The organism is Microvirga calopogonii (assembly GCF_003347665.1).
GTDB classification, from domain to species: domain Bacteria; phylum Pseudomonadota; class Alphaproteobacteria; order Rhizobiales; family Beijerinckiaceae; genus Microvirga; species Microvirga calopogonii.
On the sequence record NZ_QDGA01000070.1, the window covers coordinates 1 to 25047 of the forward strand.

23 protein-coding genes and 1 pseudogene are annotated in these 25047 nt (G+C 62.7%); 19 read left to right on the forward strand and 5 right to left on the reverse strand.

What is annotated here, in order from left to right:
• Window positions 1–674 (forward strand): DNA translocase FtsK (locus DDF70_RS27200; protein ID WP_162820704.1); only part of this gene is annotated, 674 nt, incomplete at its 5' end.
• A 112-nt stretch (window positions 675–786) separates the two neighbouring features.
• On the opposite strand, the gene DDF70_RS27205 is transcribed toward DDF70_RS27200, so the two are convergent.
• The gene (locus DDF70_RS27205) at window positions 787–1440 is read right to left on the reverse strand and encodes an OB-fold nucleic acid binding domain-containing protein (RefSeq protein ID WP_245435665.1); all 654 of its coding nucleotides are present in this window, start codon (window positions 1438–1440) and stop codon (window positions 787–789) included.
• A gap of 111 nt (window positions 1441–1551) precedes the next feature.
• The gene (locus tag DDF70_RS27210; RefSeq protein WP_114947869.1) at window positions 1552–2646 is read right to left on the reverse strand and encodes a replication protein RepA; all 1095 of its coding nucleotides are present in this window, start codon (window positions 2644–2646) and stop codon (window positions 1552–1554) included.
• 1014 nt (window positions 2647–3660) lie between these two features.
• On the opposite strand from DDF70_RS27210, the gene DDF70_RS27220 reads away from it, so the two are divergent.
• The 5 genes from DDF70_RS27220 (at window position 3661) to DDF70_RS27240 (ending at window position 7926) form a co-directional block, all read left to right on the forward strand.
• Entirely contained in the window at window positions 3661–3852 is a 192-nt protein-coding gene (locus DDF70_RS27220) for a NepR family anti-sigma factor (RefSeq protein ID WP_114947871.1), read from the forward strand.
• Window positions 3853–3915: 63 nt separating this feature from the next.
• The gene (locus DDF70_RS27225) at window positions 3916–4167 is read left to right on the forward strand and encodes a hypothetical protein (RefSeq protein WP_114947872.1); all 252 of its coding nucleotides are present in this window, start codon (window positions 3916–3918) and stop codon (window positions 4165–4167) included.
• 653 nt (window positions 4168–4820) lie between these two features.
• Complete coding sequence (locus DDF70_RS27230; protein ID WP_114947873.1) at window positions 4821–5198, forward strand: hypothetical protein; 378 nt, start codon at window positions 4821–4823, stop codon at window positions 5196–5198.
• A 137-nt stretch (window positions 5199–5335) separates the two neighbouring features.
• Entirely contained in the window at window positions 5336–6184 is an 849-nt protein-coding gene (locus DDF70_RS27235) for a lysine/arginine/ornithine ABC transporter substrate-binding protein (RefSeq protein ID WP_114947874.1), read from the forward strand.
• Window positions 6185–6750: 566 nt separating this feature from the next.
• On the forward strand, window positions 6751–7926 hold the full coding sequence (locus DDF70_RS27240) for an aminotransferase class V-fold PLP-dependent enzyme (RefSeq protein WP_114947875.1): 1176 nt from the start codon (window positions 6751–6753) through the stop codon (window positions 7924–7926).
• 579 nt (window positions 7927–8505) lie between these two features.
• Here the strand turns inward: DDF70_RS27240 and DDF70_RS27250 are convergent.
• Window positions 8506–9225: a GntR family transcriptional regulator gene (locus tag DDF70_RS27250; protein WP_114947877.1), complete on the reverse strand. Its 720-nt coding sequence runs from the start codon at window positions 9223–9225 to the stop codon at window positions 8506–8508.
• Between the two features lie 387 nt (window positions 9226–9612).
• Between DDF70_RS27250 and madL the strand changes: the two genes are divergently transcribed.
• The 4 genes from madL (at window position 9613) to DDF70_RS27270 (ending at window position 13819) form a co-directional block, all read left to right on the forward strand.
• Window positions 9613–10023: a malonate transporter subunit MadL gene (gene madL, locus DDF70_RS27255; RefSeq protein ID WP_114947878.1), complete on the forward strand. Its 411-nt coding sequence runs from the start codon at window positions 9613–9615 to the stop codon at window positions 10021–10023.
• Window positions 10024–10034: 11 nt separating this feature from the next.
• A complete protein-coding gene (madM, locus tag DDF70_RS27260) occupies window positions 10035–10799 on the forward strand; it encodes a malonate transporter subunit MadM (RefSeq protein WP_114947879.1) in 765 nt (254 codons plus the stop codon).
• A 114-nt stretch (window positions 10800–10913) separates the two neighbouring features.
• Complete coding sequence (locus tag DDF70_RS27265) at window positions 10914–12230, forward strand: malonyl-CoA decarboxylase (protein WP_114947887.1); 1317 nt, start codon at window positions 10914–10916, stop codon at window positions 12228–12230.
• 59 nt (window positions 12231–12289) lie between these two features.
• The gene (locus DDF70_RS27270) at window positions 12290–13819 is read left to right on the forward strand and encodes a malonate--CoA ligase (protein WP_114947888.1); all 1530 of its coding nucleotides are present in this window, start codon (window positions 12290–12292) and stop codon (window positions 13817–13819) included.
• 196 nt (window positions 13820–14015) lie between these two features.
• On the opposite strand, the pseudogene DDF70_RS38345 reads toward DDF70_RS27270, so the two are convergent.
• Both DDF70_RS38345 and DDF70_RS27275 read right to left on the reverse strand, forming a co-directional pair.
• Window positions 14016–14169, reverse strand: a pseudogene (locus DDF70_RS38345) (tyrosine-type recombinase/integrase); the annotation flags it as partial.
• 88 nt (window positions 14170–14257) lie between these two features.
• A complete protein-coding gene (locus tag DDF70_RS27275; protein WP_114947880.1) occupies window positions 14258–15202 on the reverse strand; it encodes a LysR substrate-binding domain-containing protein in 945 nt (314 codons plus the stop codon).
• Window positions 15203–15314: 112 nt separating this feature from the next.
• Between DDF70_RS27275 and DDF70_RS27280 the strand changes: the two genes are divergently transcribed.
• The 9 genes from DDF70_RS27280 to DDF70_RS27320 form a co-directional block, all read left to right on the forward strand.
• A complete protein-coding gene (locus DDF70_RS27280) occupies window positions 15315–16064 on the forward strand; it encodes an SDR family NAD(P)-dependent oxidoreductase (RefSeq protein WP_114947881.1) in 750 nt (249 codons plus the stop codon).
• Between the two features lie 53 nt (window positions 16065–16117).
• The gene (locus DDF70_RS27285) at window positions 16118–16993 is read left to right on the forward strand and encodes a transketolase (protein ID WP_114947882.1); all 876 of its coding nucleotides are present in this window, start codon (window positions 16118–16120) and stop codon (window positions 16991–16993) included.
• Window positions 16990–18048, forward strand: a complete 1059-nt coding sequence (locus tag DDF70_RS27290) for a transketolase family protein (protein ID WP_114947883.1) — start codon at window positions 16990–16992, stop codon at window positions 18046–18048. The genes DDF70_RS27285 and DDF70_RS27290 overlap by 4 nt, the downstream gene beginning before the upstream one ends.
• An 11-nt stretch (window positions 18049–18059) precedes the next feature.
• Entirely contained in the window at window positions 18060–18950 is an 891-nt protein-coding gene (locus DDF70_RS27295) for an NAD(P)-dependent oxidoreductase (RefSeq protein WP_114947889.1), read from the forward strand.
• 75 nt (window positions 18951–19025) lie between these two features.
• Complete coding sequence (locus DDF70_RS27300) at window positions 19026–20057, forward strand: TRAP transporter substrate-binding protein (protein WP_114947884.1); 1032 nt, start codon at window positions 19026–19028, stop codon at window positions 20055–20057.
• A 5-nt stretch (window positions 20058–20062) separates the two neighbouring features.
• Window positions 20063–21940: a TRAP transporter large permease gene (locus tag DDF70_RS27305; RefSeq protein WP_114947885.1), complete on the forward strand. Its 1878-nt coding sequence runs from the start codon at window positions 20063–20065 to the stop codon at window positions 21938–21940.
• A 156-nt stretch (window positions 21941–22096) separates the two neighbouring features.
• Window positions 22097–23248, forward strand: a complete 1152-nt coding sequence (locus tag DDF70_RS27310; RefSeq protein ID WP_114947890.1) for a Re/Si-specific NAD(P)(+) transhydrogenase subunit alpha — start codon at window positions 22097–22099, stop codon at window positions 23246–23248.
• 17 nt (window positions 23249–23265) lie between these two features.
• On the forward strand, window positions 23266–23685 hold the full coding sequence (locus tag DDF70_RS27315) for a proton-translocating transhydrogenase family protein (RefSeq protein WP_114947886.1): 420 nt from the start codon (window positions 23266–23268) through the stop codon (window positions 23683–23685).
• A 4-nt stretch (window positions 23686–23689) separates the two neighbouring features.
• A partial coding sequence (locus DDF70_RS27320; protein WP_162820502.1) for an NAD(P)(+) transhydrogenase (Re/Si-specific) subunit beta occupies window positions 23690–25047 on the forward strand: 1358 nt, incomplete at its 3' end.

Here is a 25047-nt window from a genome sequence, read left to right on the forward strand (position 1 = left end):
CCTTGCCCTACATCGTGGTGATCGTCGACGAGATGGCCGACCTGATGATGGTGGCCGGCAAGGAGATCGAGGGCGCGATCCAGCGCCTGGCCCAGATGGCGCGGGCGGCGGGCATCCACGTGATCCTGGCGACGCAGCGCCCGAGCGTGGACGTGATCACCGGCACGATCAAGGCGAACTTCCCGACAAGGATCTCGTTCCAGGTGACGTCGAAGATCGACAGCCGCACGATCCTCGGCGAGATGGGCGCCGAGCAGCTCTTGGGACAAGGCGACATGCTGTACATGGCCGGCGGCGGGCGGATCACGCGCGTGCACGGGCCGTTCTGCTCGGATACCGAAGTCGAGAAAGTCGTCAACCACCTCAAACTCCAAGGCGAGCCGGTCTATCTCGATGCCGTCACGGCTGACGATGAGGAGTCGGAGGAATTGGAGGTTCCGGAGCTGCCCGTTGATGAGGACGATGCCGGTTTTGCATCGGGGGATGCCTACGAGCAGGCGGTCGGCATCGTCCTGCGGCACAGAAAGGCGTCGACGAGCTACATCCAGCGTCGGTTGCAGATCGGCTACAACCGGGCAGCGTCCATCATGGAGCGGATGGAGAAGGAAGGGGTCGTGGGCCCAGCCAATCATGCTGGCAAGCGGGAGATCCTGCGCGGGGAGTTCGAGGATTAAGGCAAGAAAACCGTGAGCAGGGGTCCCGTGGAAATGCGGGACCTCTGCCGTTTGGAAGATGGCTCAGTGTACGCTTGTATTTCACACATGCGCTGAGGACTTCGGATGATCCTCATCGGCGGAAGTTTCGGCTCGCAACCTTGATGACCGCCTCGTTCAGGCGATCCGCCCGACCGCATGTGGGTCGCTCATTGATCTCCTGCTTGCCGCTGCGAATCCAATCCCGTGTGCCGGTCCTTGCTTCGTCCCCGCGTCCGCTGCGCACGCGAAGGTCGCCGTCGCGCTCCGCGACTGAGCGCAGGAGATCGGACAGGTCGATGAAGTGGTCGGCGATCAGATGGGTGACGCCGCCTTCCCGCTGAAGCCGTCCCCGGCAAGCGATCAGGCTTGTCGACAGGATCAGCCGCTGCTGCTTCTCGAACACCTTCGCCCAGATCACGAGGTTGGCAACGTCGGTCTCGTCCTCGATGGTCATGAACGTCACACCCTTAGCGGAGCCCGGCTTCTGACGCACGAGGATCAGCCCGGCCACGGTGATCCTTTGACCATCCCAGGCCCGGTGCAGATCCTCGCACGAAGCAATGCTCCGTGCGGTCAGTTCGCCGCGCCGGAAGGAGAGCGGATGCCGGCGCAGAGTCAGCCGCTTCGAGCGGTAGTCGTCGACGACCTCACGGCCTTCGGTCATCGGGACGAGATCGACGTTAGGCTCGATGACCTCGGGCCGGATCGCGCGCTCGCGCTCATCGGCGGCGGCAAAGAGCGTCATCACCTCGTCCGACATGCCCTCGATGAGCCAAAGCGCGTCGCGGCGCCTGACGCCGATCGAGGCATAGGCATCGGCCTCCGCCAGCCGGTGGGTGAATCGAAGTTTGCGATGTTAAACCGCTGATGCGGAAAGCTTTTCTACTTTCTGGCGTTTGGGCTGGACGAGAAGTTCGCTTGGATCGGTTGGGAGCAGGAGCATGCCTGCATCGTCGAGTGAGACACGCAAGCGCGGAAAAACCTCCTTGATGTGAGCCAAGTCGCCTTTGAAGGCTTGCTTGAAGCTCCTGATGCTTGCGTTGTCTGAACCGAATTGCTGGTGAAGGTTGTCCCAGGTCAATTTCAACGGCCGTTGCACAGTACGCAAGCGGTACCCGAGCCAGAACAGCATATCGAGCTTCCGCGCCGAACCGGAGAAGGCACGCGCGGCCCGAATGTCCACTGGCAATGCATGCTGAATGAGATTGTCGTAGAAGTCTGCGTGGAATTGAACGGTGTTCGACCATAGCAGGCCCTGGTCAGAGTTGCCGGTCAACCAGATATCAAGCTGCCGGAACGGAGGAACGTTCAGTGTGCTTGATCGTGACGCGCCATCCCAAAGACCAATCTGCATCGTACAGGCTGCAAGCCGGTTCAACTGTTCCTTGAATTGCCTCAGGGTTCCGCGCTCGCCTCCCGTCACCGGGAAACCCATCTGCTTGATAAAACCGGAGAGACTGTCCGCAACCTCAATCCGGGCGCTGCGCTGACGGACCGCTTCTGTACAGAGGTGCAGCAGGACCAGACGAGCCTTGGGGCCATAGGGCAACCCCTGAACTTCCATCTGTCCGGTCTTCGGATTTTTCAAGCGCCCGGCCATGATGCTGAGAGTGTTCCGGCCGTATTCACGGAAGAACTCACGCTCGCCCTTGGGTTCCCGATAAGGGAGACTGCATAATGCCAGGACGCTATGGATGTGCTGAATATTCTCAGGTGTACTCGGCGTTGTTTCAATCACTTCGCGCACGGCGTCACGCCGTCTCTGGTCACGGCTCATTGCGGCACGCCGCGCTTCGACGGCTGATTGCTTTGCCTGTTGGGCGTCGCGCTGTTCCTGTTTGTGAGCGATGTGTTCGACGATGGTCTTGAACATGAAGTGACCACGCGCTCGCTCGACCTCTGCCAGAAGATCGGCATCGCGGATCATGGCAAGATGTTCGTCAGCGCTCATACTGCCTCTTACTCGATGAGCATGGAGGTGGCTCGCGGACTCGCAACGCACCTGAACCGGAGAAGGGTCCCAGCAGACCGGGAGTTATCCAGAGCTTTCCTCGGCCTATGAGCGCGCGACGTACAAATGGGTCCTGCCGGAGGAGGTGAGTCTTCTCGAGCCTCGCCCTGGAGGAAGAACCCAGCCGACGATACGCAGAGTTCAATACGCTCAGTCTGCAGGAGGTCGTCGATATGTGATCCCCATCTTTCGATCGGGCATGCGCAGAGTTCAATACGCCGAAATCCAGGCGTCAGCGCAGTCGCGTTTCAGGCTCCATTCGAAGGAGGGCATTCGGAGCAACGCAGAGTCCGATGCAGACTTTCATGGATTTTCGGACCGTTTCAGAAGCATTTAGCTCTATCGTTGCGCCGAATCCGATACATGTCTGCGCAGACTCCTATATAGGAAGACGTTTTCGCCACGCTGAATCGAATGCATCGTTACGCAGAATTCGATACGCGTGCACGCAGACCTCTATGCGGAAGACTCAGTCAAGCTATAGAAGAGTAAGAGCATTTCCGTTCTGCATATACCCGACTCATACTCTTCCTGAATCTGAATCGATTCAAATACTTACTTATGGCTCTGATGGCCTTGGTTATTGAAGGAGATTTTCCGCCTCTGATCGACGTCGGGCAGCGAAGGCATCGCTCTCAGGCGCGGAGAGGCGAATCGAACTCTTCGTAGGTCCAGGGTGTCAGATATCCTAGAAGCGACGGTGTTCGCCTGCGTCTCTGAAGTGACGGCCGCCAGACACATTTCCATTCCGGCCAACAACCCGACCACCATTCAATCCCGAGGCTCACTCCTTACGTTAACAATCCCGTTGCGATGCTGGTTGCGGATCGGGCTCCCTCCGGCTCTTCCAACGACGGATGTTTGCAATCCATTAACCATGGTTGCGGATCATTCCGAAACGACAAGGCTGGTTCACGGCCGATTTTCCGGGGCGGAGTAGCAATAGGGAGCGCGATGAGTATCGAGGGAAATCTGGACCAGAAGAAGCCGCATCCGCGGCTGGGCTCCGATGCATGGGAGCAGATCGGAGCCCACCTCCAAGCCGTCTTCGCGGAGATCGAGGGGCAACCGATTCCCGATGAGCAAGTCGACCTGCTGCTGGCGCTACGGCGAGCCGAGCGTGAACGCGGGCGCAAGGAGGCTTGAGCGGAACCGTGCCGCCGGTTCGCCGTTGTCGGCACTCGACGGTCACCAGGAGCGGTCAGTCCCATGCCTCGCGAACTCACGGACCCGGAGGGCATCACATGGACCTGTATCCAGGCCTTCTCAGGCCTAGGCAAGAACCCTGAGAAGGCCGAGGCGGCCCGAGTTGATGGGAAGGAGGGCGTCTATCAGGTGGTTTGCACGCCTTCCGGTGGCGCGCAATCCGTGCGCATCGAACTCCCCGGTGATTGGGAACGGAACGTCTCCGAGGAGAAATTGCTCGACATGATACAGGCTCAGTCGAGACAGATTTCTTGACCGACTGGCAGAGCCGTCTTTACCTCATCGTTCCGGCCCTGATCCTCCTGTCGTCCGGTCAGGCAGGAGGGATAGAGGGGGCAGCGTCTCTTTGTCTTGAAGTGCTTCTGCAAAGGAGCTCCCACTCTAGCCGGGCCGTGTCATATGTTCGAACTTCGGTTTCGGCCTGAAGTCCCGAGACCGAAAGCCTCCAGGGGCCACCTGGGCCGTGCGCACCCCGAGCAAGGCTCCTGACCTTGCCTCCATGCGACCCTGCCACTGCCATCATAAACCTACATCTGCCGGCAACCGCACTCGAACCGAACCGGCAGGCTGACATTGTCATGGTTGGGGACGATTTCTCCTCGTTACGGTCGGGTTGCGACCCAGCATATGAAGGAACGGCCATGGCTACGAGCAAGAAGGGTGAATCTTCTCAACCCAGCAGGAGCCGGAAGGCACCGGCGAAGTCGGCGTCCGCAAAGAAGACTGGCGCTCCCAAGCGCGCGCAGCCCAAGGCAATGGCCCGCTCAAGGTCCATGGCCAAGTCTCAGACCCTTCCTGCGAAGTCCGGGACCTCTGCGGGAGCCCAGAGGAAGCCCCGCTCGACCTCTGGTGCGGCGAGGTCGCGATCCACGGCACCGGTCAGAGCGGCGTCCCGCTCGCAAGCTGGCATGCTGAACCCGATGGCATGGCTCTCGTCGCTTGAGACGACGCTCACCTCCCCAGAGGCCCGTGCCGTGATGGCAGAGGCGCTCAGGGCGATTGCGAACGTGCTCGAGAAGCCTCGAGGAGAGGGGCAGGCCCACCAAGCTGGTGGAGCGCAGGAAGGCAGAAAAGCCGTATCGGCGGCTGGAAGCTTGGGCGCCGAGATCGTTGCTGCTCCGCTCGAGGTCGCGGCAGCTGCCATCGGAGCCGCAGGGGACGTCCTGACAGGCGCTCTCGGTGGCTCTTCGGGCGAGGCGCTCGGCGGCAGAGACAGCAGAAAGACGACTGGGCGGTCCTCTGTGAAGAGGAGAAACGGCGACAACCAGACCAGAGATCCGCGCTGATCCATGCGTTCGCGACGATGGCCATCGGCCCCGAAGGGCGTTCCACTCTTGGGCTCGACGGTCTAGCGTTCCAGCTCTCGTTCGATGACCCGGGCGGCTCTGTTTGTACGATCAATCTTCGTCTCAGGAAGACTCCGATGACATTCGCGAAACTGCTCAGTGTTGCTCTCTTCTCCGGAATGCTTGCCGCCGGTCCTGGGATGGCTCAGGATCGAACGGTGAAGATTGCCGTGGAGGGAGCCTATGCACCCTGGAACTTCACGGGTGCCGGCGGCAAACTCGAGGGCTTCGAGATCGATCTCGCCAATGACCTCTGCGACCGCATGAAGGTCACGTGCGAGATCGTCGCTCAGGACTGGGATGGTATGATTCCGGCTCTGAATGCGAAAAAGTTCGATGCCATCATGGATGCCATGACCATCACCGATGAGCGCCGGAAAGCTATCGACTTCAGCGACCGCTACGCCGATTCCCCCAACGGATTCCTTGTGGCGAGCGCCTCCCCCCTCGCCAAGATGCCGGGCACGGGACAATCCTACAATCTCTCCAGCCAACCCGCGGAGGCGGAAAAAGCTATCGACGCCATCAAGCCCTTGCTGAAAGGCAAGACCCTCGGTGTGCAGGTCTCGACCATCCAGTCCGCCTTCGCCGACAAGTACCTGAAGGATAGCGTGGACATTCGTGAGTATAAGACGGTCGAGCAGCATGATCTCGATCTCGCGTCTGGTCGTCTGGATGCGGTCTTTGCCGGCGCGACGCAGATTATGGGGACGCTTGAAAAGCCCGACTTCAAAACAGGATATGCGCTCGTCGGTCCCTCACTGACGGGAGGGGTGCTCGGCGGAGGTATTGGCGTCGGCTTGCGTAAAGATGACACCGAACTGAAGACCAAGTTCAACGAGGCCATTCATTCGGCCATTCAGGATGGGACTGCCAAGACTCTGTCGATGAAGTGGTTCAAGGTCGACGTCACGCCGCAGGGCTAGAGGGTCAATTCTCGGCGCTCAGGTGAGGGCATAGTGCCGACGAATAGAGTAGTCTTGCATCGAACAGCCCGATGCTCTCGGGATATTGGGGCACCGGACGAAGAGTATGTCGGCCCAGTCACCGCCCTTGGTCGGTTGAGGTCAGCGTCGCTCATCAACAGGGGAAGTTGCTCTTTCACTGCTTAGAAACCACGAGTTACTCCATGGCTCACAGGCGCCTAAAGCAGAGCAGAGGATGTTCTGATAAGTAACTACGCGACGGCAGCGTCGGGATCTGGCACTAGGCTGACCTTAGCCTTACTTCTCCAATGGGGCCGCGAGGCGACCTTCACGTGACGTCGGTTGAGAACTCAGATTGACCCCGAGCGGACTTTGAGGTGCTGCGGCCCAAGGTTCAGATGAGGTAGCGAGCGTGTATCAGCCGATGGCCCGCGAGCGGAACCAACGATGGGGTAAGACGTAGCCTCACTTCTGTCAGAAATCGTCAGCCAGCCGGTTGATCCCTCCCGACATGACCCTCATAACCTCCCCAGCTTCCGCAATCGTGCGGATAGGAGAGCTACCGCATGGGTCTCAACGTCGCAAAGCTCAGGTCCGAAACGCCGGGCGTCGCACACCGCGTTCACCGCAACAACGCTGGTGCCGGACTGATGCCGCAAACGGTGCTGGATGCGATGGTCGGCTACCTTACCCGCGAGGCCGAGATCGGCGGGTACGAGGCAGCCGGCGAAGCCGCTGCTGCTCTCGACGGCGTCTACGACAGCGTGGCTCGCCTGCTTGGCGCGGAGCGGGACGAGATCGCTCTGGCCGAGAACGCGACAGTCGCTTGGCAGCTCGCCTTCTACGCCCTTGACTTCCAGCCCGGAGATCGGATCCTCACGGCGCGCGCCGAGTACGCGGCCAACTACGTGGCCTTCTTGCAAGTCGCCAAGCGCACCGGCGCGGTCATCGAGGTCGTGCCCGACGATGGCGACGGCGTGCTCGATCCCGAGGCGCTCGAACGCATGATCGATGGTCGCGTGAAGCTGATCGCTATCACCTGGATCCCGACCAACGGCGGCCTGCGCAATCCCGCGGCGGCCGTCGGCCGGATCGCGCGCCGGCACGGCGTGACTTACCTGCTCGATGCGTGTCAGGCCGTCGGCCAAATGCCGACCCGGGTCGATGAGCTCGGCTGCGATATCCTCACGGCGACTGGCCGCAAGTTCCTGCGCGGCCCGCGCGGCACGGGCTTCCTCTACGTACGACGCGAACTCCTGCGCACGCTGGAGCCACCGATGCTCGACCACTTCGCTGCGCCCTGGGTTGCCCCCGATCAGTACGAGCTGCGGGAGGACGCACGCCGCTTCGAGACCTGGGAGAACAACTACGCAGCCCGGCTCGGGCTCGGGCGCGCCATCGACTACGCCCTTGACCTCGGCCTAGAGGCCATCGAGTCACGCTGCCGAACGCTCTCGGCGAGCCTGCGCGCTGGTCTGCAAGCCATCCCCGGCGTCTCACTCCACGATCTTGGCCCGGACCCGGCCTCCATCGTCACTTTCACGGTCGGGGGCCGCGATCCCGACGCCCTGAAGGCGAGGCTCGCCCAATCCGGCTACAACGTCAGCGTCTCCCGCCCATCGAGCACGCTGCTGGATGCGAGAGCCCGCCAGCTTCCCGTGGTGCTGCGGGCATCCCCGCACTACTACAACACGGAAGACGAGCTCTCTCGCTTCGTCGAAGCCGTGTCCGCAACTGTTTGAGCGCGCTGTGGAGCCTGAGACTGCCTGTCGCCGGCATCGCAAGCTGATGTCCACCATCGGATGAGCTGTCGGATTGGCCTGAACAACTGGGGGGGCGAAGCTGACGTCTCTGAGGCAGATCCCCAATCCTCGCTTCCGGCCCTATGGGAGGTTGCCTAATCCTTAGTCACGGATAGGTCGCGCGGCAGATACGATATCGGCGCGGTCGGGCGCCGCCGACGCCGAAAGTCATAGGTTGCGTTGGTTGCGCAGATGGCGTCATTGGCTTGCGGAAGAAAGATCAAGCGGCGAGCCACTTAGCTCCTAGCGGCTTGGCTGCTTTGGGGCCAGCGCGGCGCTGCTCTATCCATGTGAGACGGCCCATTGAGACCATAGGGCTCTCCGCCTGCTCCTGGCACGCCTGAGACGTAAGCGATTGGTCCGCTTCGACACTCAAGTGCCGACGTTCGTCAAGCGGCTGGAACGTGAAATTTTGACCCGATCCGGACATTTGGGTGCGAAAGAGCCGGCTAACCCTCGTCATGCACAACCGCTCTCCAATGGATCCCGCCCAGGGGCATTGGGCGATGTCGGAGGGGCTCATCGGTTTCCGGACACATCATCAAGCTGCATGTCCTTGATGTAGCTCGTGAGCGCGCAACTGGCATTGAGCATATGAGCCCGCATGCACCGGGCCGCCTCATCCCCGTCGCCCCGCGCCATCGCCTGAAGCACCTGTCCATGTTCGGCGTGGGATTTCATGAGCCGATCGCCTTGGCGGAGCTGGGTCCGCCGGAAGGCCGCCAAGCGAGCGCGGATGCCTACGGCCTGCTCCACCAGGAAGGTGTTGTGGGTCGCTCGGTAGATCGCCTCATGGAACTCGCGGTTGAAGTCGTCATAAGCGCTGATGTTGCCGCTGCGGACCCACTCGGCCGAGGTGTCATGCATGGTCTGCAACTCACTGCGCTCGACGGGCGTGATCCGATAGGTGGCCAGCCGGACGCACAGAGCTTCGATCTCGGCCGTGGTTTCGAACATGTCCATGATGCGCTCGGGCGACATCATGGCAACCGTGACACCGCGCCGGGGGCGGATGTCCACCATGCCGGCCACGGCAAGCTGACGCAGGGCTTCGCGGACCGGTGTTCGCGAGGCGCCGAAGCGGGTGGCGATCTGTTGCTCTTCCAGAAGGGTTCCGGGCTTGAGCCGCCCGGTCGTGATCTCGTCGGCCAGCGCATGGCGGATCATGTCCGACAGAAGGCCCCTGTCGTCCCCCACGGCCTCGCTTTCAAGTCCAGGAATGGTCTGAACAGAAGACATTGTATACTCCGATGGCTCAATCTCCTCATAATGTATGCGATATTGCTATCTGAGCAACATCCCGTATGCACAAAATGCCGCATTCTCCCAAAGTATGCTTCTGTGGCTCCTAATCTGTGGTATGTATACGAGAAGGCCATAATTTTAGATCTGTATATACCTGTTCGGCTGAATTGCGTTAAGTACGCATACGCCCAAGGCCCCGTACCGGGCCCAACGAACCAGAAAATACGGTTGACCTCGCCACGGCTGACCCGCCTGGCACGAGCAACGGCCGCTCAACGGAAAGGCTCCCTTGTGCTGAGCCAAAGAGGAAACGCTCATGAGACCGTATCGCTATTCTTCCATACGTGACGTCACCCGTTCCTCCAGCGCGGGAGGTCAGGCATGGTGATCCTGGGAACCGCCCTGCTGGCGGGCTGCTACCTGCTCGGCACCTTTCTTGGCGACCTGCTGGGAACCATCATCGGGGTCAAGGCCAATGTCGGGGGCGTTGGCATCGCCATGATGCTGCTGATCACAGCCCAGCACTATCTGCGCAACCATGGCCTGCTGCGTGCCGACGTCGAACGCGGCGTCACCTTCTGGGCCATGCTGTACATCCCGGTCGTGGTAGCGATGGCGGCCACCCAGAACGTCATCGTGGCGGTCAAGGGCGGTCCCATCGCCCTGTTGGCGGCCATCGGCTCGGTCGGGCTCTGCGCCGGCGTCATCGCCTTCATCAATCGCGTCCTGATCCATCGCAAGGCCAATGATACGGCCTGGACGAGCGGCGCGCCCGCCGTCGACCTCGAATAGGGAGAACCGTCATGTTGCAGATGTTCGAGCATGCGCTCCTCGACAACCAGCTCGTGACCGCCTTCGCGGTTGTCGGGATCATCGTCTGGGTTTCCAACTTCCTCGCCCATCACCTGACCGGGGGCCGCGTCCATGGCTCGGCCATAGCGGTCCTGGCCGGCCTCGCCCTGGCCTACTGGGGCGGCCTTCTAACCGGAAAGACCAAGGGACTAGGTGACCTGCCCCTGTTCGGCGGAATGGCCCTGATGGGCGGCGCCATGATGCGGGACTTCTGCATCGTGGCCACTGCCAGCGAAGTGCATGTCGACGAGGCCAAGAAGGCCGGATGGCTGGGCGTCATTGCCCTGTTCCTCGGAACCGTTCTCCCGTTCATGGTCGGTGTCCTGGTGGCTTTCGCCTTCGGCTACACCGACCCGGTTTCCCTGACGACGATCGGCGCCGGAGCCGTCACCTACATTGTCGGCCCCGTGACCGGAGCGGCCATCGGCGCCTCGTCCGACGTCATTGCGCTGAGCATCGCCACCGGCGTGGTCAAGGCGATCCTGGTCATGATCTTCACTCCTGTTCTGGCGGGCTTCATGGGCCTGAACAACCCGCAATCGGCGATGGTCTTCGGCGGCTTGGCGGGCACGGTCAGCGGCGTTAGCGCCGGGCTGGCGGCAACGGACCGGCGCCTGGTTCCCTACGGCGCTCTGGTCGCGACCTTCCACACGGGGCTCGGCTGCCTGATGGGCCCGTCGGTGCTGTTCCTGACGGTGCGGGCTATCACCGGCTGATGGGATTGACTTCGATTCATCTGGACGAAGGAGACGAACGTGAAACTCGTTAGATCGAAGCAAGGGTTCGAGGCGGCGCCCGCCTTCCTCAGCGACCTGATCGACACCCTCACCATGCGCGGTCGGGCCCTGCTCGGGCAGCAGCAGAGCGAGGAGATCGCATCCCGGGAGACGCTCTCGGTTCTCGGCGAGATGCTGATCTCACGCCGAGGTGAGGCATCAGGCGTCGCCCTCGCGCAAACCCTGCTGGCAGGCTACGCCGCAGCCGCGCCCATCGAGCGCCTGGCCTTTCTGCAAGACCTGGCCGAGCGGTTCGGTCCCAACCAGGGCCGGGTCGACAAGGCCATCGCGGCCGTCCGTGAAAACGCTGGGGCGAATGCCCTGGAGGAGTTGCACGCGGCCGCTGAGCCGCGCCGTCAGGAGCTGATCCGGCGCCTGAACCTCGCGCCGGGCGGCACCTCGGCCCTGGTGCGCATGCGGGAGGATGTGCTCGGCTATCTGCCCGAACACCCGGAGCTGAAATGTGTCGACATGGACTTCGTCCACCTGTTCTCATCCTGGTTCAATCGGGGATTTCTCGTGCTGCGGCCTATCGACTGGAATACACCGGCGAGCATTCTGGAAAAGATCATCCGCTACGAGGCAGTGCATGCGATCCAGGACTGGAACGATCTCCGCAGCCGCCTGCAACCCGAGGATCGCCGCTGCTACGGCTTCTTCCATCCGCAGCTCGTCGACGAGCCGCTGATCTTCGTCGAGGTCGCGCTGACGAAGGAGATCCCGGACGCCGTGGCGCCCCTGCTGGACCAGTCCCGCCAGCCGATCGCCGCAAGCGACGCCACTACGGCGGTCTTCTACTCGATCTCGAACACCCAGAAGGGGCTGGGGGGCGTCTCCTTCGGCAATTTCCTGATCAAGCAGGTGGTCGAGGATCTCAAGCGCGAGCTGCCGAACCTGAAGACGTTCGTCACCCTGTCCCCGGTGCCGGGCTTCGCCCGCTGGCTCGAGCGCGTGCGGCAAGGCGAGGACGCAAGCCTCGGCGCCGCAACGAAGGGTACGTTACGCCTGCTCGAGGCGTCCGACTGGCACCTGGACCCCGCCAAACGGGAGCAAGCTCGGGGAGCGCTGCTGTCGGCCGCGGCATCGTACTTCCTCAACGCGAAGGATCCGAAGGGTCGTCCTGTCGATCCGGTGGCCCGGTTCCATCTCGGCAATGGGGCCCGCCTCGAACGCTTGAACTTCCTCGGCGATGCCTCGGCCAAGGGCCTGAAGCAGTCGCATGGGCTGATGGTGAACTACCTCTATGCCCTCGACGAGATCGAGAGGAACCATGAGGCCTTTGCCGAGAAAGGCACCGTTGCGGCGTCACCGACCGTCCGCAAGGCGCTGCGAGCCGATCAGTCCTCCCGCGAGTTGGCGCCATCCCCATGACCGCTGCATCGACCTGTTACCTCCCTGATATCATCGATCCCCGCTATGGAGCTCTTGCCATGAATGCGAACCTGTTCGAGCGCTTCGAACGCTCATGTGACGACACCACGAGGACGGCGATCACGACGCCAACGGGTGAGACGGTCACCTATGCCGACCTGATCGCCCTGTCGGGCCGCCTGGCAAACGTGCTGGTTGGGCGGGGAGTGAAGCCCGGAGACCGGGTCGCCGTGCAGGTCGAGAAGTCCATTCCGGCGCTCGTCCTGTATCTCGCCACCGTGCGGGCCGGGGCGGTCTACCTGCCCCTCAATACGGCCTACACCCTGGCGGAGCTCGAGTACTTCATCGGCGATGCGGAGCCGGCGCTGGTGGTCTGCGATCTGGGCAAGCGTGAAGGCATCGCTCGGATTGCTGCGACCATTGGTGGGGCGGTTGAAACCCTCGACGCACGAGGGGCGGGGTCGCTGATGGATGCAGCCGCCCATTCACCCGATGCATTCGAGACAGTGCCGCGGGCCGGCGACGACCTGGCCGCGATCCTCTACACCTCAGGCACGACAGGCCGCTCGAAGGGCGCGATGCTCACCCACGACAATCTCGTGTCCAATGCCCTGACCCTGAAGGAGGTCTGGCGCTACACGGCGGACGACGTGCTCATCCATGCCCTCCCGATCTATCACACCCATGGCCTGTTCGTGGCCAGTAACGTGACCCTGTTCTCCGGCGCGTCGATGATCTTCCTGTCGAAGTTCGACGCCGACGAGATCCTGGGCCTTATGGCCCGCGCGACGGTGCTGATGGGCGTGCCGACCTTCTACGTCCGCCTGCTCCAGCATCCCAGACTGAACCGTGAGGCAACGGCGGGCATGCGCCTGTTCGTGTCGGGGTCGGCGCCGCTGCTCGCCGAGACGCACCGCGAGTGGAGCGCCCGCACCGGGTATGCCATCCTGGAGCGCTATGGCATGACCGAGACCAACATGAACACCTCCAATCCCTATGACGGGGACCGGGTGCCGGGCGCCGTCGGCCTGCCCCTGCCGGGCGTGTCGGTGCGTGTCACCAACCCGGAAACGGGCCAGGAGCTGGCCTGCGACGAGATCGGCATGATCGAGGTGAAGGGGCCGAACGTGTTCAAAGGCTATTGGCGCATGCCGGAGAAGACCGCCTCCGAGTTCCGCCCGGACGGGTTCTTCATCACCGGGGATCTCGGCAAGCTCGACGAGCGGGGCTACGTGCACATCCTCGGGCGCGGCAAGGACCTGGTGATCACCGGTGGCTTCAACGTCTACCCGAAGGAGATCGAGGACGAGATCGACGCCATCCCGGGTGTCTTCGAGAGCGCGGTGATCGGCGTGCCACATAAAGACTTCGGCGAAGGCGTCACGGCCGTCGTGGTCCGCTCCAAGGAGGCATCGGTGGACGAGCGGACGATCCTGAGTGCGCTCGACGGCCGCCTAGCGAAGTTCAAGTTGCCCAAGCGTGTCGTGTTCGTCGACGACCTGCCGCGGAATACGATGGGCAAGGTCCAGAAGAACGTGCTGCGCGAGCGGTTCTCCGACCTCTATATGGCGCCGGCACGGGCCTCGTAGGCTGGGGATCATCAAGGGAAATCGCGGTCTGACGGTCGCGATTTCCGAAGTCATGCTGATCGCATGTTGATTGCCAAACGTCGGCTCCTGGCACGCGCCGGTCGTTTGTTTTGTGGCTGCTTGAGTCTCACATCCGGAACTGGTCTCGTAGCGAGTGTAGGCTGTGAGGCGGCTCGTCGGGAGCCGCCTCAGGCAGTTAGATTTCAACCTGTTCCATAATCAGAAGGACATCATCGACATCGATGCCCAGGGACCGCACGGTACTCTCTATCTTGGTGTGGTCCAGCAAGGAGCCGGACGGCCCGGAGATTGCCTGTTCTACGATAGATCATCCAAGCCCTGGTCCGTCGGTCCAAGGAGACACCAATGGCCTCAACTTGCTGAACTTACAATACCGTGAATATTCGTCTGCCGGCGCCAAGCGTCTCGGAGCCAACGCTAGCCTGAGACACGGCCTCGTGCTGCATGGGACGCACCCGTTTCGGCGGCGTTTAGGGAGATGTCAGTCTGGACCCCAAGTTCCGCCAGAAGCCACTCGGAAAAGGTTCTCAAGGGATGGCGCAGCCGGACATAGCGGGGGAACACCAGGTTATGCCCGACGTAGCGGATGGGGGTTGCGGTCTGGGCTAGGGGCATGACCAGGCGCCCCGACGCGAGTTCGTCCTCGGCAAGGAGCGTCGACTCCAGAGCAACACCAAGGCCCCGCGCCGCCGCTGCAATGGCAAGGAAGCTGCGGTCAAACCGGCTCCCATTGGGAGGTGGTGCCGTCAGGCCATTGGCCGCAAACCAGTCGGACCACTGGATCTGCTTGGTGTCGCTTTGGATCAGCACCTGGTCTAACAGGTCCGATGGCGTGGTGATCGTTTCCGCAAGTTTCGGCGTGCACATAGGCGCGATCGTCTCTTCGCCGAGAGGCACAACGACCAGCCCTTCCACCCGCGGTGGTCCATAAACGACGTCGGCATCGAACTCGTCGGAATTGAACCGGGTGTAGTCGGTTCCAGCCGCGAGCCGAACTTCGATGCCAGGATTCCGCTCCAGGAAACCAGGGAGCCGAGGGGTCAGCCATTGCGCCGCGAAGCTTGGCGCACAGTGCAGACGCAGAAGCTTCGGGCCGCGGGTCGAGACGACCTCCATGCCACGCCGTAGCTCATCAAAAGCCCGGTTCACGTGGCGCATCAGCACCTCGCCCTCGTAGGTCAGGTGAGCATGACGGCTGTCGCGCTCGAAAAGCGGGATGCCGAGAACCTGCTCCAGCTTGCGGATCGCATGACTGACTGCGCTCGGCGTCAGGTTCAGCACCAGGGCCGCCGCCCGGAAGGACCCAGTCCTGCCAGCCGCTTCGAAGACCCGCAAATATGAAAGAGGCAGGTGCTGAAGCATATCGGGAGTGAATCAGATTCAACAGGCGTTGTAAACATTGCGTTTGCTGGACAGGGTCGACGGGCGGATACTTCCTTACACACTAAGAACAAAATTCATCGTGGAGGAAGCGATGCTCCTAGAAGGAAAGACTGCCGTCATCTCCGGCGCGGCGAGCCCGCGGGGAATTGGATTTGCTGCCGCCCGTCTATTCGCGAAACATGGTGCGAGAGTTGCCATTCTCGACCTTGATGAAAAGGGTGCGAAGGATGCCGCCACGTCCCTCGGGCCTGATCATCTCGGAATCCGTTGTAACGTGGCTGACCTCGAAGAGTGCAAGCACGCTGCTGAGGCAGCCATCGCGGCTTTGGGGCAGGTTGACATCCTCCTCAACAATGCCGGCATCACACAGCCGGTGAAGACGATGGAGATCGACGAGGCGAGTTGGCGTCGCATCGTTGACGTCAACCTCACCGGCGTCCTCTATCTTAGCCAAGCTTTCATCCCGCATATGCGCTCCCGCGGCCGCGGCTCGATCGCATGCATGTCGTCGGTTTCGGCTCAGCGGGGTGGCGGGATCTTCGGCGGACCACATTACTCGGCCGCGAAAGCCGGTGTCCTGGGCCTGGCCAAGGCCATGGCGCGAGAACTCGGTCCGGATGGCATTCGCGTCAACTGCGTGACGCCCGGCCTGATCCAGACAGACATCACAGGCGGCAAGCTCACGGACGAGATGCGCCAGGATATCCTGAAAGGCATTCCGCTCAACCGTCTCGGCAATGCCGAGGACGTGGCCGGAGCCTACCTGTTCCTCGCTTCGGACCTGTCCGCCTACATCACCGGCGCCGTGATCGACGTGAACGGCGGCATGCTGATCCATTGATCGGCGCTCTTGGGCGCCAGTCCACTCGCGCCCTCCAACACCTGGAGAGATCAATGACGACAAGCACCAGTGAAGTTGGGCCACAGGCCTCTGGGCCAGCCCTGTCCAACGTGTCCCTGAAGGAACGGGCCTACCGCATCCGTCGCAATGCTCTTCGTATGGGCGAGGTCCAGGGCCAGGGCTATATCGCGCAGGCCCTCGGCGTCGCCGATGTGCTAGCAGTGTCGTACTTTCATGGGATGCGCTACCGCCCCGAAGACCCCGAATGGGAGGAGCGTGACCGATTTCTCCTGTCGATCGGCCACTATGCCATCGCCCTGTATGCGGCTCTGATCGAGGCCGGGATCATCCCCGAAGACGAACTCGAAAGCTACGGCTCCGATGACAGTCGCCTGCCCATGTCGGGTATGGCCGCCTATACGCCGGGCATGGAGATCACGGGCGGATCGCTCGGCCATGGGCTGGCGCTTGCGGTCGGATTCGGCCTCGCGCTGAAGCGTAAGAAGTCCGATGCGTTCGTCTACTGCCTGTTCTCAGATGGAGAACTCGGTGAAGGCTCCATCTGGGAAGGTGCCTGGTCGGCGAGCCACTGGAAGCTCGATAACCTGATCGGCATTGTTGATGTGAACAACCAGCAAGCAGATGGCCCATCTCCTGAGGTGACAGGCTTCGAGCCACTCGAGGCACGCTTCGAATCCTTCGGCTGGCATGTGCAGCGCGTCAACGGCAACGACATCGATGCTCTGGTGACGGCCTTCGATGCCGCCCGCAATCTCAATGAGCCGAAGCCGCGCATCATCATCTGCGACACCAAGATGGCCAAGGGTGTTCCGTTCCTCGAGGAGCGTGAACGCAACCACTTCCTGCGGGTTGAACCGCACGAATGGCAGAAGGCCCTCGAACTGCTTGACGCCGGGAGGACATCATGAGGCGCTCAAAGTACACACGTCCGGCATGGCTGAAAGAGCAGGGCGAAGGGGGACAGGGGACAGCGGACCAGCCGCGGCTGACCACATCGGCGATGATCGCTTCCCTCGCCGGCCCGGACCAGCGCACGAAGCCCGCTCCGTTCGGCAGAGCTCTCGCGGCTCTGGCTGAGACCAGACCCGAGATCATTGGACTGACGGCGGATCTCGCGAAGTACACGGACCTCCACATTTTCGCCAAAGCCCATCCTGATCGCTTCTACCAGATGGGCATGGCGGAACAGCTCCTGATCAGCGCTGCCGCCGGCATGGCGCGAGAAGGCTTCATGCCGTTCGCCACGACCTACGCCGTGTTTGCGGCACGGCGAGCCTACGACTTCATCTGCATGGCGATCGCTGAGGAAAACCTCAACGTGAAGATCGTTTGCGCCCTGCCAGGTCTCACAACCGGATACGGTCCGAGCCATCAGGCGACCGAGGACATTGCGATCTTCCGCGGCATGCCGAACATCACGATCATCGACCCGTGCGACGCTCATGAGATCGAGCAGGTCGTGCCGGCGATCGCAGCACACAATGGTCCCGTGTACATGCGCCTGCTGCGAGGCAACGTGCCCCTCGTCTTGGACGAGTACGATTACACGTTCGAGCTCGGCAAGGCCAAGATGCTGCGGGACGGCACTGACGTTCTCATCATCTCCTCTGGCCTGATGACCATGCGGGCACTCGAGGCGGCAGAGGCCTTGGGGAATGACAACATCGACGTGGGGGTGCTGCACGTGCCCACTATCAAACCCCTGGATGAAGCCACGATCCTCAAGGAGGCATCGCGCACGGGGCGCATGGTCGTTGTGGCGGAGAACCACACCATCGTGGGTGGTCTCGGGGAGGCGGTGGCCGGGCTCCTGATGCGTTCGGGCGTAGTCCCGCCCGCGTTCCGGCAGGTCGGCCTGCCAGATGAGTTCCTTGACGCGGGTGCTCTCCCGACCCTGCACGAACGCTACGGCATCTCGACCAATGCCATGGCAAGGCAGGTCAAGGGCTGGATGTCTCAGTGAGGACCACGAACATGGCGACGGTTGGTTTCATCGGTCTCGGTTCCATGGGGCTGCCCATGGCAAAAAATCTGGTCACTCGTGGTTTCTCCGTGCGCGGGTTTGATGTGAGGCCAGACGCTATCGACAACTTGAACGAGACAGGAGAGACACGGGCCTCCAGCCCTGCCGATGCCGCCACAGGATCGGATGTTCTCATTCTGATGGTTGTGAATGCGGGCCAGGCCGAGGCCATCCTGTTCGACGGCGGCGCGCTCTCGGCGCTCCCTCAGAGAGGGGCGGTCGTGCTCATGGCCACCTGTCCACCGAGTGCTGTCGAGGCAATCGCCGCCCGGGTGATCGAGACAGGCCGGCATTTCGTTGATGCTCCTGTCTCGGGTGGGGTCGTAGGCGCAAAAGCGGGAACGCTCACGATCATGGCCGCGGCGCCTCGCAACACCTTTGATCTCGTCAAGCCGGTATTCGAAGCTCTGGGCGACAAGGTATTCCATGTCGGCGAACGCCCCGGACAGGGCGCGATGGTCAAGACCGTCAACCAGCTTTTGTGCGGGGTCCACATCGCAGTGGCGGCGGAGGCCTTTTCGCTGGCCGGCAAGGTGGGCGTCGATCTGAATGTAATGCTTGAGATCCTCAGCGGATCGTCCGCTTCGAGCTGGATGCTGAAGGATCGGGGTCCGCGCATGCTGCAGGATGAGCCACCGATGACAAGTGCCGTGGACATCTTCGTGAAGGATCTCGGCATCGTGCTTGAGGCCGGCCAGGACGCCAAGGCGGCCCTGCCTCTCGCGGCCCTGGCACATCAGATGTTCCTTGCCGTCTCTGGGCAAGGCGATGGGCAGGCCGACGATAGTCAGGTGATCCGAGCTTATAACGCGCTGAACAAAAACCACGAGCGCACACGCTAGAGGCTTAGCAAGCCTCCCGAGGAAACGTGGCGTTGTGGCTCGTCGTGATCCACAACCTAAAGATGGAGGGACATCATGAATACGCCTAAGGGTCGTTCGCACGGGATGACTCGCCGTGGCCTTCTTGCCGCCGGTTCGGCGCTGCCGTTGGTCACCATTCTCAGGTACCCCGCCTCGGCGGCCGAGTTCGAGTACAAGCTCGCAACTGGGCAGGATCCAACCCATCCGGTCAATACACGGGCCCAGGAGGCCATCAACCGTATCCGCGAGGCGACCGGTGGCAAACTCGACATTAAGCTGTTCCCGGCCAACCAGTTGGGATCCGATACCGACCTGCTCACCCAGGTGCGAAACGGCAGCGTCGAGTTCTTCAACCTGTCGACATCGATCCTGGCCACCTTCGTGCCGGTCGCTGGCATCCTGAACACCGGCTTCGCCTTCAAGGACTACGACACCGTCTGGCAGGCGATGGACGGCGACCTCGGCACTTATGTGCGCACCCAGATCGCCAAAACGCCGATCCAGACGGTGTCGCGGGCCTGGGACAACGGCTTCCGCCACATCACCTCCTCGACGCGTGAGATCAAGACGCCCGACGATCTGAAGGGGTTCAAGATCCGCGTCCCGCCGGCGCCAATCCTGACATCGTTGTTCAAGGCGCTCGACGCTGGTGCCGCGCCGATCAACTTCAACGAACTGTACTCGTCGCTGCAGACAAAGGTGGTGGAGGGCCAGGAGAACCCACTGGCCATCATCGCCACCGCCCGGCTCTATGAGGTGCAAAAGACCTGCAGCCTCACTGGCCATGTCTGGGATGGGTATTGGATCCTGGGTAACAAGCGGGCCTTCCAGCGTCTGCCCAAGGACGTACAGGACGTCGTCTCGCGTGAGTTTGACAAATCTGCAGCCGATCAGCGCGCCGATATTGCCAAGCTGGCAGATACGCTGCGACAGGGGCTGAGCGGGAAAGGCCTTCAGTTCCTTGAGGTTGACCGCGAGCCCTTCCGTCAGGCTCTGGCCAAGACAGCCTTCTACAAAGAGTGGAAGGACAAGTTTGGCGGCGAGGCCTGGGCGCAGCTCGAAAAGTACTCTGGCAAGCTGGGGTAGATGCCATGGCTCACGCTCACGGATTGGACACCCATGTGACGGAGGCAGCTCCGTCACGACGGCATTGGGCGGCATCAATCGATGCCGTTCTCCGACCTCTCGTCGAGATCCCGGCGGCGCTCCTCGTCGTCGCCGAGATCGTCGTTCTGCTCGCCGGTGTCATCAGCCGGTATGTCCTTAATGAACCGCTCGTCTGGTCGGACGAACTCGCCTCGATCCTGTTCCTGTGGCTTGCGATGCTGGGCGCCGTCGTAGCGTTCCGGCGCAATGAGCACATGCGGATGACGGCTGTTCTCGGCATGCTGCCGACCCGGGTATGGGCCTTCCTCGACGTGGTCGCCGCTGCGGCCGCGCTGGCCTTCCTGCTCCTGATCATCGAGCCCGCCTACGAGTTCGCTGCTGATGAGGTCTGGGTTACGACGCCGGCACTCGAAATCGCCAATTCCTGGCGGGCGGCGGCGCTACCGGTTGGCATGGGCCTGATGACAATTATGGCGGTCCTCCGCTTGGTGCAGGTTGGCAGTTGGAAGCAGGTTTTGGGGGCGCTGGCCCTCGTCGGGGCCCTGATTGGTATCCTGATCCTGTTGCAGCCAGCATTGCGCGGTCTGGGCAATCTCAACCTGCTGATCTTCTTTGTCGGGTTCGTCGCCACCATGGTGTTCGCCGGCGTGCCGATCGCGTTTTCGTTTGCGCTCGCCACCTTCGGCTATATCGCCCTGACAACCAGCACCCCGACAACTGTTGTCGTCGGCCGAATGGACGAGGGCATGTCGCATCTCATCCTTCTCGCGGTACCGCTGTTCGTGTTCCTCGGCCTGCTGATCGAGATGACCGGGATGGCTCGCGCCATGGTGGCCTTCCTGGCAAGCCTCCTGGGGCATGTCCGGGGCGGGCTCCACTACGTGCTTGTAGGAGCGATGTATCTGGTTTCCGGCATCTCGGGATCGAAGGCCGCTGACATGGCAGCCGTCGCGCCCGTCCTGTTCCCGGAGATGCGGGAGCGTGGAGCGAAGCCCGGCGACTTGGTGGCTCTGCTCTCCGCCACGGGCGCTCAGACCGAAACCATCCCGCCCAGTCTTGTACTGATCACGATCGGCTCGGTGACGGGCGTCTCAATCGCGGCCCTGTTCACCGGCGGCCTTCTACCAGGTGTGGTGCTGGGCATTACTCTCTGTGGCTTGGTCTGGTGGCGCTACCGGAAAGAGGACCTCAGCCATGTCAAGCGTGCGACCTGGCGCGAGATCGGCAAGGCCTTCATCGTGGCTCTCCCGGCGGTCGCCCTGCCGTTCATCATCCGGGCAGCCGTCATCGAGGGCGTCGCCACAGCGACGGAGGTTTCTACCATCGGCATCGTCTACTCGGTTCTGGCTGGGCTTCTGATCTATCGCCGGTTCGATTGGCGTAGGCTCATGCCGATGCTGGTCGAGACGGCGTCTCTCTCCGGGGCGATCCTGCTGATCATCGGCGCCGCCACCGGCATGGCATGGGCGCTGACCCAATCCGGGTTCTCGGGCCTGTTGGCCTCGGCCATGACCGGCTTGCCGGGCGGGGCTGCTACCTTCCTGGCCGTATCGATCCTGGCCTTCATCGTGCTCGGGAGCGTTCTTGAAGGCATCCCGGCGATTGTGCTGTTCGGACCGCTCGTGTTCCCGATTGCCCGGCAGATTGGCGTGCACGAAGTGCATTACGCGATGGTGGTCGTTCTGGCGATGGGCATCGGCCTGTTCGCTCCACCTTTCGGCGTCGGGTACTACGCCGCCTGCGCGATCAGCCGCATTCATCCGGACCAGGGCATGAAACCCATCGTTGGTTACATCCTCGCCCTGATCATCGGCCTGATCCTGGTCGCGGCCGTGCCGTGGATCTCGATCGGCTTTCTCTGAGAGGAGACTAGAGGCCCTTTCGTCAGAGATGGGCCATTACGAGAACTCAGTCGGCACGCTAATGTCATGAGGACCTTCGTGATGAAGGGCGTGCCGACCACCTCTTGTGCGGCCGACGTAGATCAGTTTTGGCCACCGAACTGGAAGGATCGCCTGATGCGGATCGCTGTTCTCTCCGAAACCGATGGCGTGGAGACGCGTGTCGCTGCCACCCCTGAGACGGTCAAGAAATACAAAGGCCTCGGCGCCGACGTGGTCGTGCAGGCCGGGGCGGGAGCCAAGGCCGGCATCCCCGATGCGGACTTCGAGGCCGCCGGCGCTTCGCGTGCCGGAACCGCCGGGGAGGCTCTGAAGGATGCCGATATCGTCCTCAAGGTCCGCCGCCCCGCCGAGGGCGAGCTGAAGGGCGCCAAGCCGGGCGCGCTCGTCATCGCCATCATGGATCCCTACGGCCAGGATGCCGCTCTCAAGGCCCTGGCCGATGCTCAGGTGTCCGCATTTTCCATGGAGCTGATGCCCCGCATCACCCGCGCACAGGTCATGGACGTGCTGTCCTCCCAGGCCAATCTCGCGGGCTACCGCGCCGTCATCGACGCGACGGCCGAGTACGGCCGCGCCATGCCCATGATGATGACCGCCGCCGGCACCGTGCCGGCCGCCCGCGTCTTCGTGATGGGCGCCGGCGTCGCGGGTCTCCAGGCCGTCGCCACCGCTCGCCGCCTCGGCGCGGTCGTGACCGCCACCGACGTGCGCCCCGCCGCCAAGGAGCAGGTGGAGAGCCTCGGCGCCAAGTTCATCGCCGTCGAAGACGAGGAGTTCAAGCAGGCCGAGACGGCCGGCGGCTATGCCAAGGAGATGTCGGCCGAGTACCGGGCGAAGCAGGCGGCGCTGGTCGCCTCCCACATCGCCAAGCAGGACATCGTCATCACCACCGCCCTGATCCCGGGCCGGCCCGCGCCGAAGCTGGTGACGCGGGAGATGGTCGAATCCATGAAGCCGGGCTCGGTCGTCGTGGACCTGGCCGTGGAGCGCGGCGGCAACTGCGATCTGGCCGAGCCGGGCCAGGTGGTGGAGCACAACGGCGTCAAGATCGTCGGCCACCTCAACATGCCGGGCCGCCTCGCGGCCTCGGCCTCCAGCCTCTATGCGAAGAATCTCTATGCTTTCGTCGAGACCTTGATCGACAAGGACAGCAAGACCGTCGCCGTGAAATGGGATGACGAGCTGGTCAAGGCCACCTGCCTGACCCGCGACGGCGCCATCGTCCATCCAGCCTTTGGTCAGGCCGCTTTTCAGCCAGCCGCATAAACCTTGGGAGCGACACCATGGCAACACTCACGCCCGAACAGGCCGTCGAACAGGCCCGAGCGGCGGCCGAAACGGCCCAGCGCGCCGCAGACCAAGCGCAGATCCTGGCCGATCAAGTGGCTGAGGCTGCCGGCAACGCCGCCGCCGTCGTGACGCACGGGGCCGTCGACCCGACGGTGTTCCGCCTCGCCATCTTCGTGTTGGCGATCTTCGTCGGCTACTACGTGGTCTGGTCGGTGACACCGGCGCTGCATACGCCGCTGATGTCGGTCACCAACGCCATCTCGTCGGTGATCGTGGTCGGCGCGCTGCTGGCGGTGGGCGTCAACGTGGCCCCGGCCCTCGGCTTCGTCGGCCTCGTCCTCGCCAGCATCAACATCTTCGGCGGCTTCCTGGTGACCCAGCGCATGCTTGCCATGTACCGCAAGAAGGGATGAGGCGATGTCGGCCAATCTAGCCTCGATCCTCTACCTCGTCTCCGGCGTCCTGTTCATCCTGGCGCTGCGCGGGCTGTCCCATCCGACCACGTCCCGGCAGGGCAACCTCTACGGCATGGTGGGTATGGGAATCGCCATCCTCACTACCCTGTTCGTCTCCCCGCCGAGCGGGTTCGGCGGCTGGGCTCTGGTGATCCTGGGGCTGGCCATCGGCGGCGGCATCGGCGCCGTGGTCGCCCGGCGGGTGCCGATGACGGCCATGCCGCAGCTTGTGGCCGCCTTCCACTCCCTGGTCGGCCTCGCGGCCGTGCTGGTGGCGGCGGGCGCCCTCTACGCACCGCAGGCCTTCGGCATCGGCTCGGTCGGTACCATCCATGGCGGCTCGCTGTTCGAAATGGCGCTCGGCGTCGCCATCGGGGCCATCACCTTCACCGGCTCCGTGATCGCGTTTCTGAAGCTTGACGGGCGCATGTCCGGCAAGCCGATCCTGCTGCCGAGCCGGCATCTCATCAACATTGGCCTCGGTCTGTTGCTTCTCGTGCTGCTCGTGTTCTTCATCCGCACCGAGAGCCACGCGGCCTTCTGGCTGATCGTGCTTGTCTCCTTCGTGCTCGGCGTGACGCTGATCATCCCCATCGGCGGCGCCGACATGCCGGTGGTCGTGTCGATGCTCAACTCCTATTCCGGCTGGGCGGCGGCGGGCATCGGCTTCACCCTCGGCAACCTCGCGCTCATCATCACCGGCGCGCTGGTCGGCTCCTCGGGCGCGATCCTGTCCTACATCATGTGCAAGGGCATGAACCGCTCCTTCATCTCGGTGATCCTCGGCGGCTTCGGCGGCGAGACGGCGGCTGCCGCAGGCGGCGCGGTCGAGACGCGCCCCGTGAAGCAGGGCTCGGCGGACGATGCAGCCTTCATCATGAAGAACGCCGCCAAGGTCATCATCGTGCCGGGCTACGGCATGGCGGTCGCCCAGGCGCAACACGCGCTTCGCGAGATGGCCGACGAGCTTAAAAGCGAAGGCGTGGAGGTGAAGTACGCCATCCACCCGGTGGCGGGCCGCATGCCGGGCCACATGAACGTGCTGCTGGCGGAAGCCAACGTTCCGTACGACGAGGTGTTCGAGCTCGAGGACATCAACGGTGAGTTCGCGCAGGCCGACGTCGCCTTCGTCATCGGCGCCAATGACGTGACGAACCCGGCGGCGAAGACCGACCCGTCCTCGCCGATCTTCGGCATGCCGATCCTCGACGTGGAGCGCGCCAAGACCGTGCTGTTCATCAAGCGCGGCATGGGATCGGGCTATGCCGGCGTCGAGAACGAGCTGTTCTTCCGCGACAACACCATGATGCTCTTCGGCGA

Coding starts and splice junctions, on each gene's coding strand:
- DDF70_RS27205 (WP_245435665.1), bottom strand. CDS start 1,440: ATGACGCTCTTTGCCGCCGCCGATGAGCGCGAGCGCGCGATCCGGCCC.
- DDF70_RS27210 (WP_114947869.1), bottom strand. CDS start 2,646: ATGAGCGCTGACGAACATCTTGCCATGATCCGCGATGCCGATCTTCTG.
- DDF70_RS27220 (WP_114947871.1), top strand. CDS start 3,661: ATGAGTATCGAGGGAAATCTGGACCAGAAGAAGCCGCATCCGCGGCTG.
- DDF70_RS27225 (WP_114947872.1), top strand. CDS start 3,916: ATGCCTCGCGAACTCACGGACCCGGAGGGCATCACATGGACCTGTATC.
- DDF70_RS27230 (WP_114947873.1), top strand. CDS start 4,821: ATGCTGAACCCGATGGCATGGCTCTCGTCGCTTGAGACGACGCTCACC.
- DDF70_RS27235 (WP_114947874.1), top strand. CDS start 5,336: ATGACATTCGCGAAACTGCTCAGTGTTGCTCTCTTCTCCGGAATGCTT.
- DDF70_RS27240 (WP_114947875.1), top strand. CDS start 6,751: ATGGGTCTCAACGTCGCAAAGCTCAGGTCCGAAACGCCGGGCGTCGCA.
- DDF70_RS27250 (WP_114947877.1), bottom strand. CDS start 9,225: ATGTCTTCTGTTCAGACCATTCCTGGACTTGAAAGCGAGGCCGTGGGG.
- madL (WP_114947878.1), top strand. CDS start 9,613: ATGGTGATCCTGGGAACCGCCCTGCTGGCGGGCTGCTACCTGCTCGGC.
- madM (WP_114947879.1), top strand. CDS start 10,035: ATGTTGCAGATGTTCGAGCATGCGCTCCTCGACAACCAGCTCGTGACC.
- DDF70_RS27265 (WP_114947887.1), top strand. CDS start 10,914: ATGCGCGGTCGGGCCCTGCTCGGGCAGCAGCAGAGCGAGGAGATCGCA.
- DDF70_RS27270 (WP_114947888.1), top strand. CDS start 12,290: ATGAATGCGAACCTGTTCGAGCGCTTCGAACGCTCATGTGACGACACC.
- DDF70_RS27275 (WP_114947880.1), bottom strand. CDS start 15,202: ATGCTTCAGCACCTGCCTCTTTCATATTTGCGGGTCTTCGAAGCGGCT.
- DDF70_RS27280 (WP_114947881.1), top strand. CDS start 15,315: ATGCTCCTAGAAGGAAAGACTGCCGTCATCTCCGGCGCGGCGAGCCCG.
- DDF70_RS27285 (WP_114947882.1), top strand. CDS start 16,118: ATGACGACAAGCACCAGTGAAGTTGGGCCACAGGCCTCTGGGCCAGCC.
- DDF70_RS27290 (WP_114947883.1), top strand. CDS start 16,990: ATGAGGCGCTCAAAGTACACACGTCCGGCATGGCTGAAAGAGCAGGGC.
- DDF70_RS27295 (WP_114947889.1), top strand. CDS start 18,060: ATGGCGACGGTTGGTTTCATCGGTCTCGGTTCCATGGGGCTGCCCATG.
- DDF70_RS27300 (WP_114947884.1), top strand. CDS start 19,026: ATGAATACGCCTAAGGGTCGTTCGCACGGGATGACTCGCCGTGGCCTT.
- DDF70_RS27305 (WP_114947885.1), top strand. CDS start 20,063: ATGGCTCACGCTCACGGATTGGACACCCATGTGACGGAGGCAGCTCCG.
- DDF70_RS27310 (WP_114947890.1), top strand. CDS start 22,097: ATGCGGATCGCTGTTCTCTCCGAAACCGATGGCGTGGAGACGCGTGTC.
- DDF70_RS27315 (WP_114947886.1), top strand. CDS start 23,266: ATGGCAACACTCACGCCCGAACAGGCCGTCGAACAGGCCCGAGCGGCG.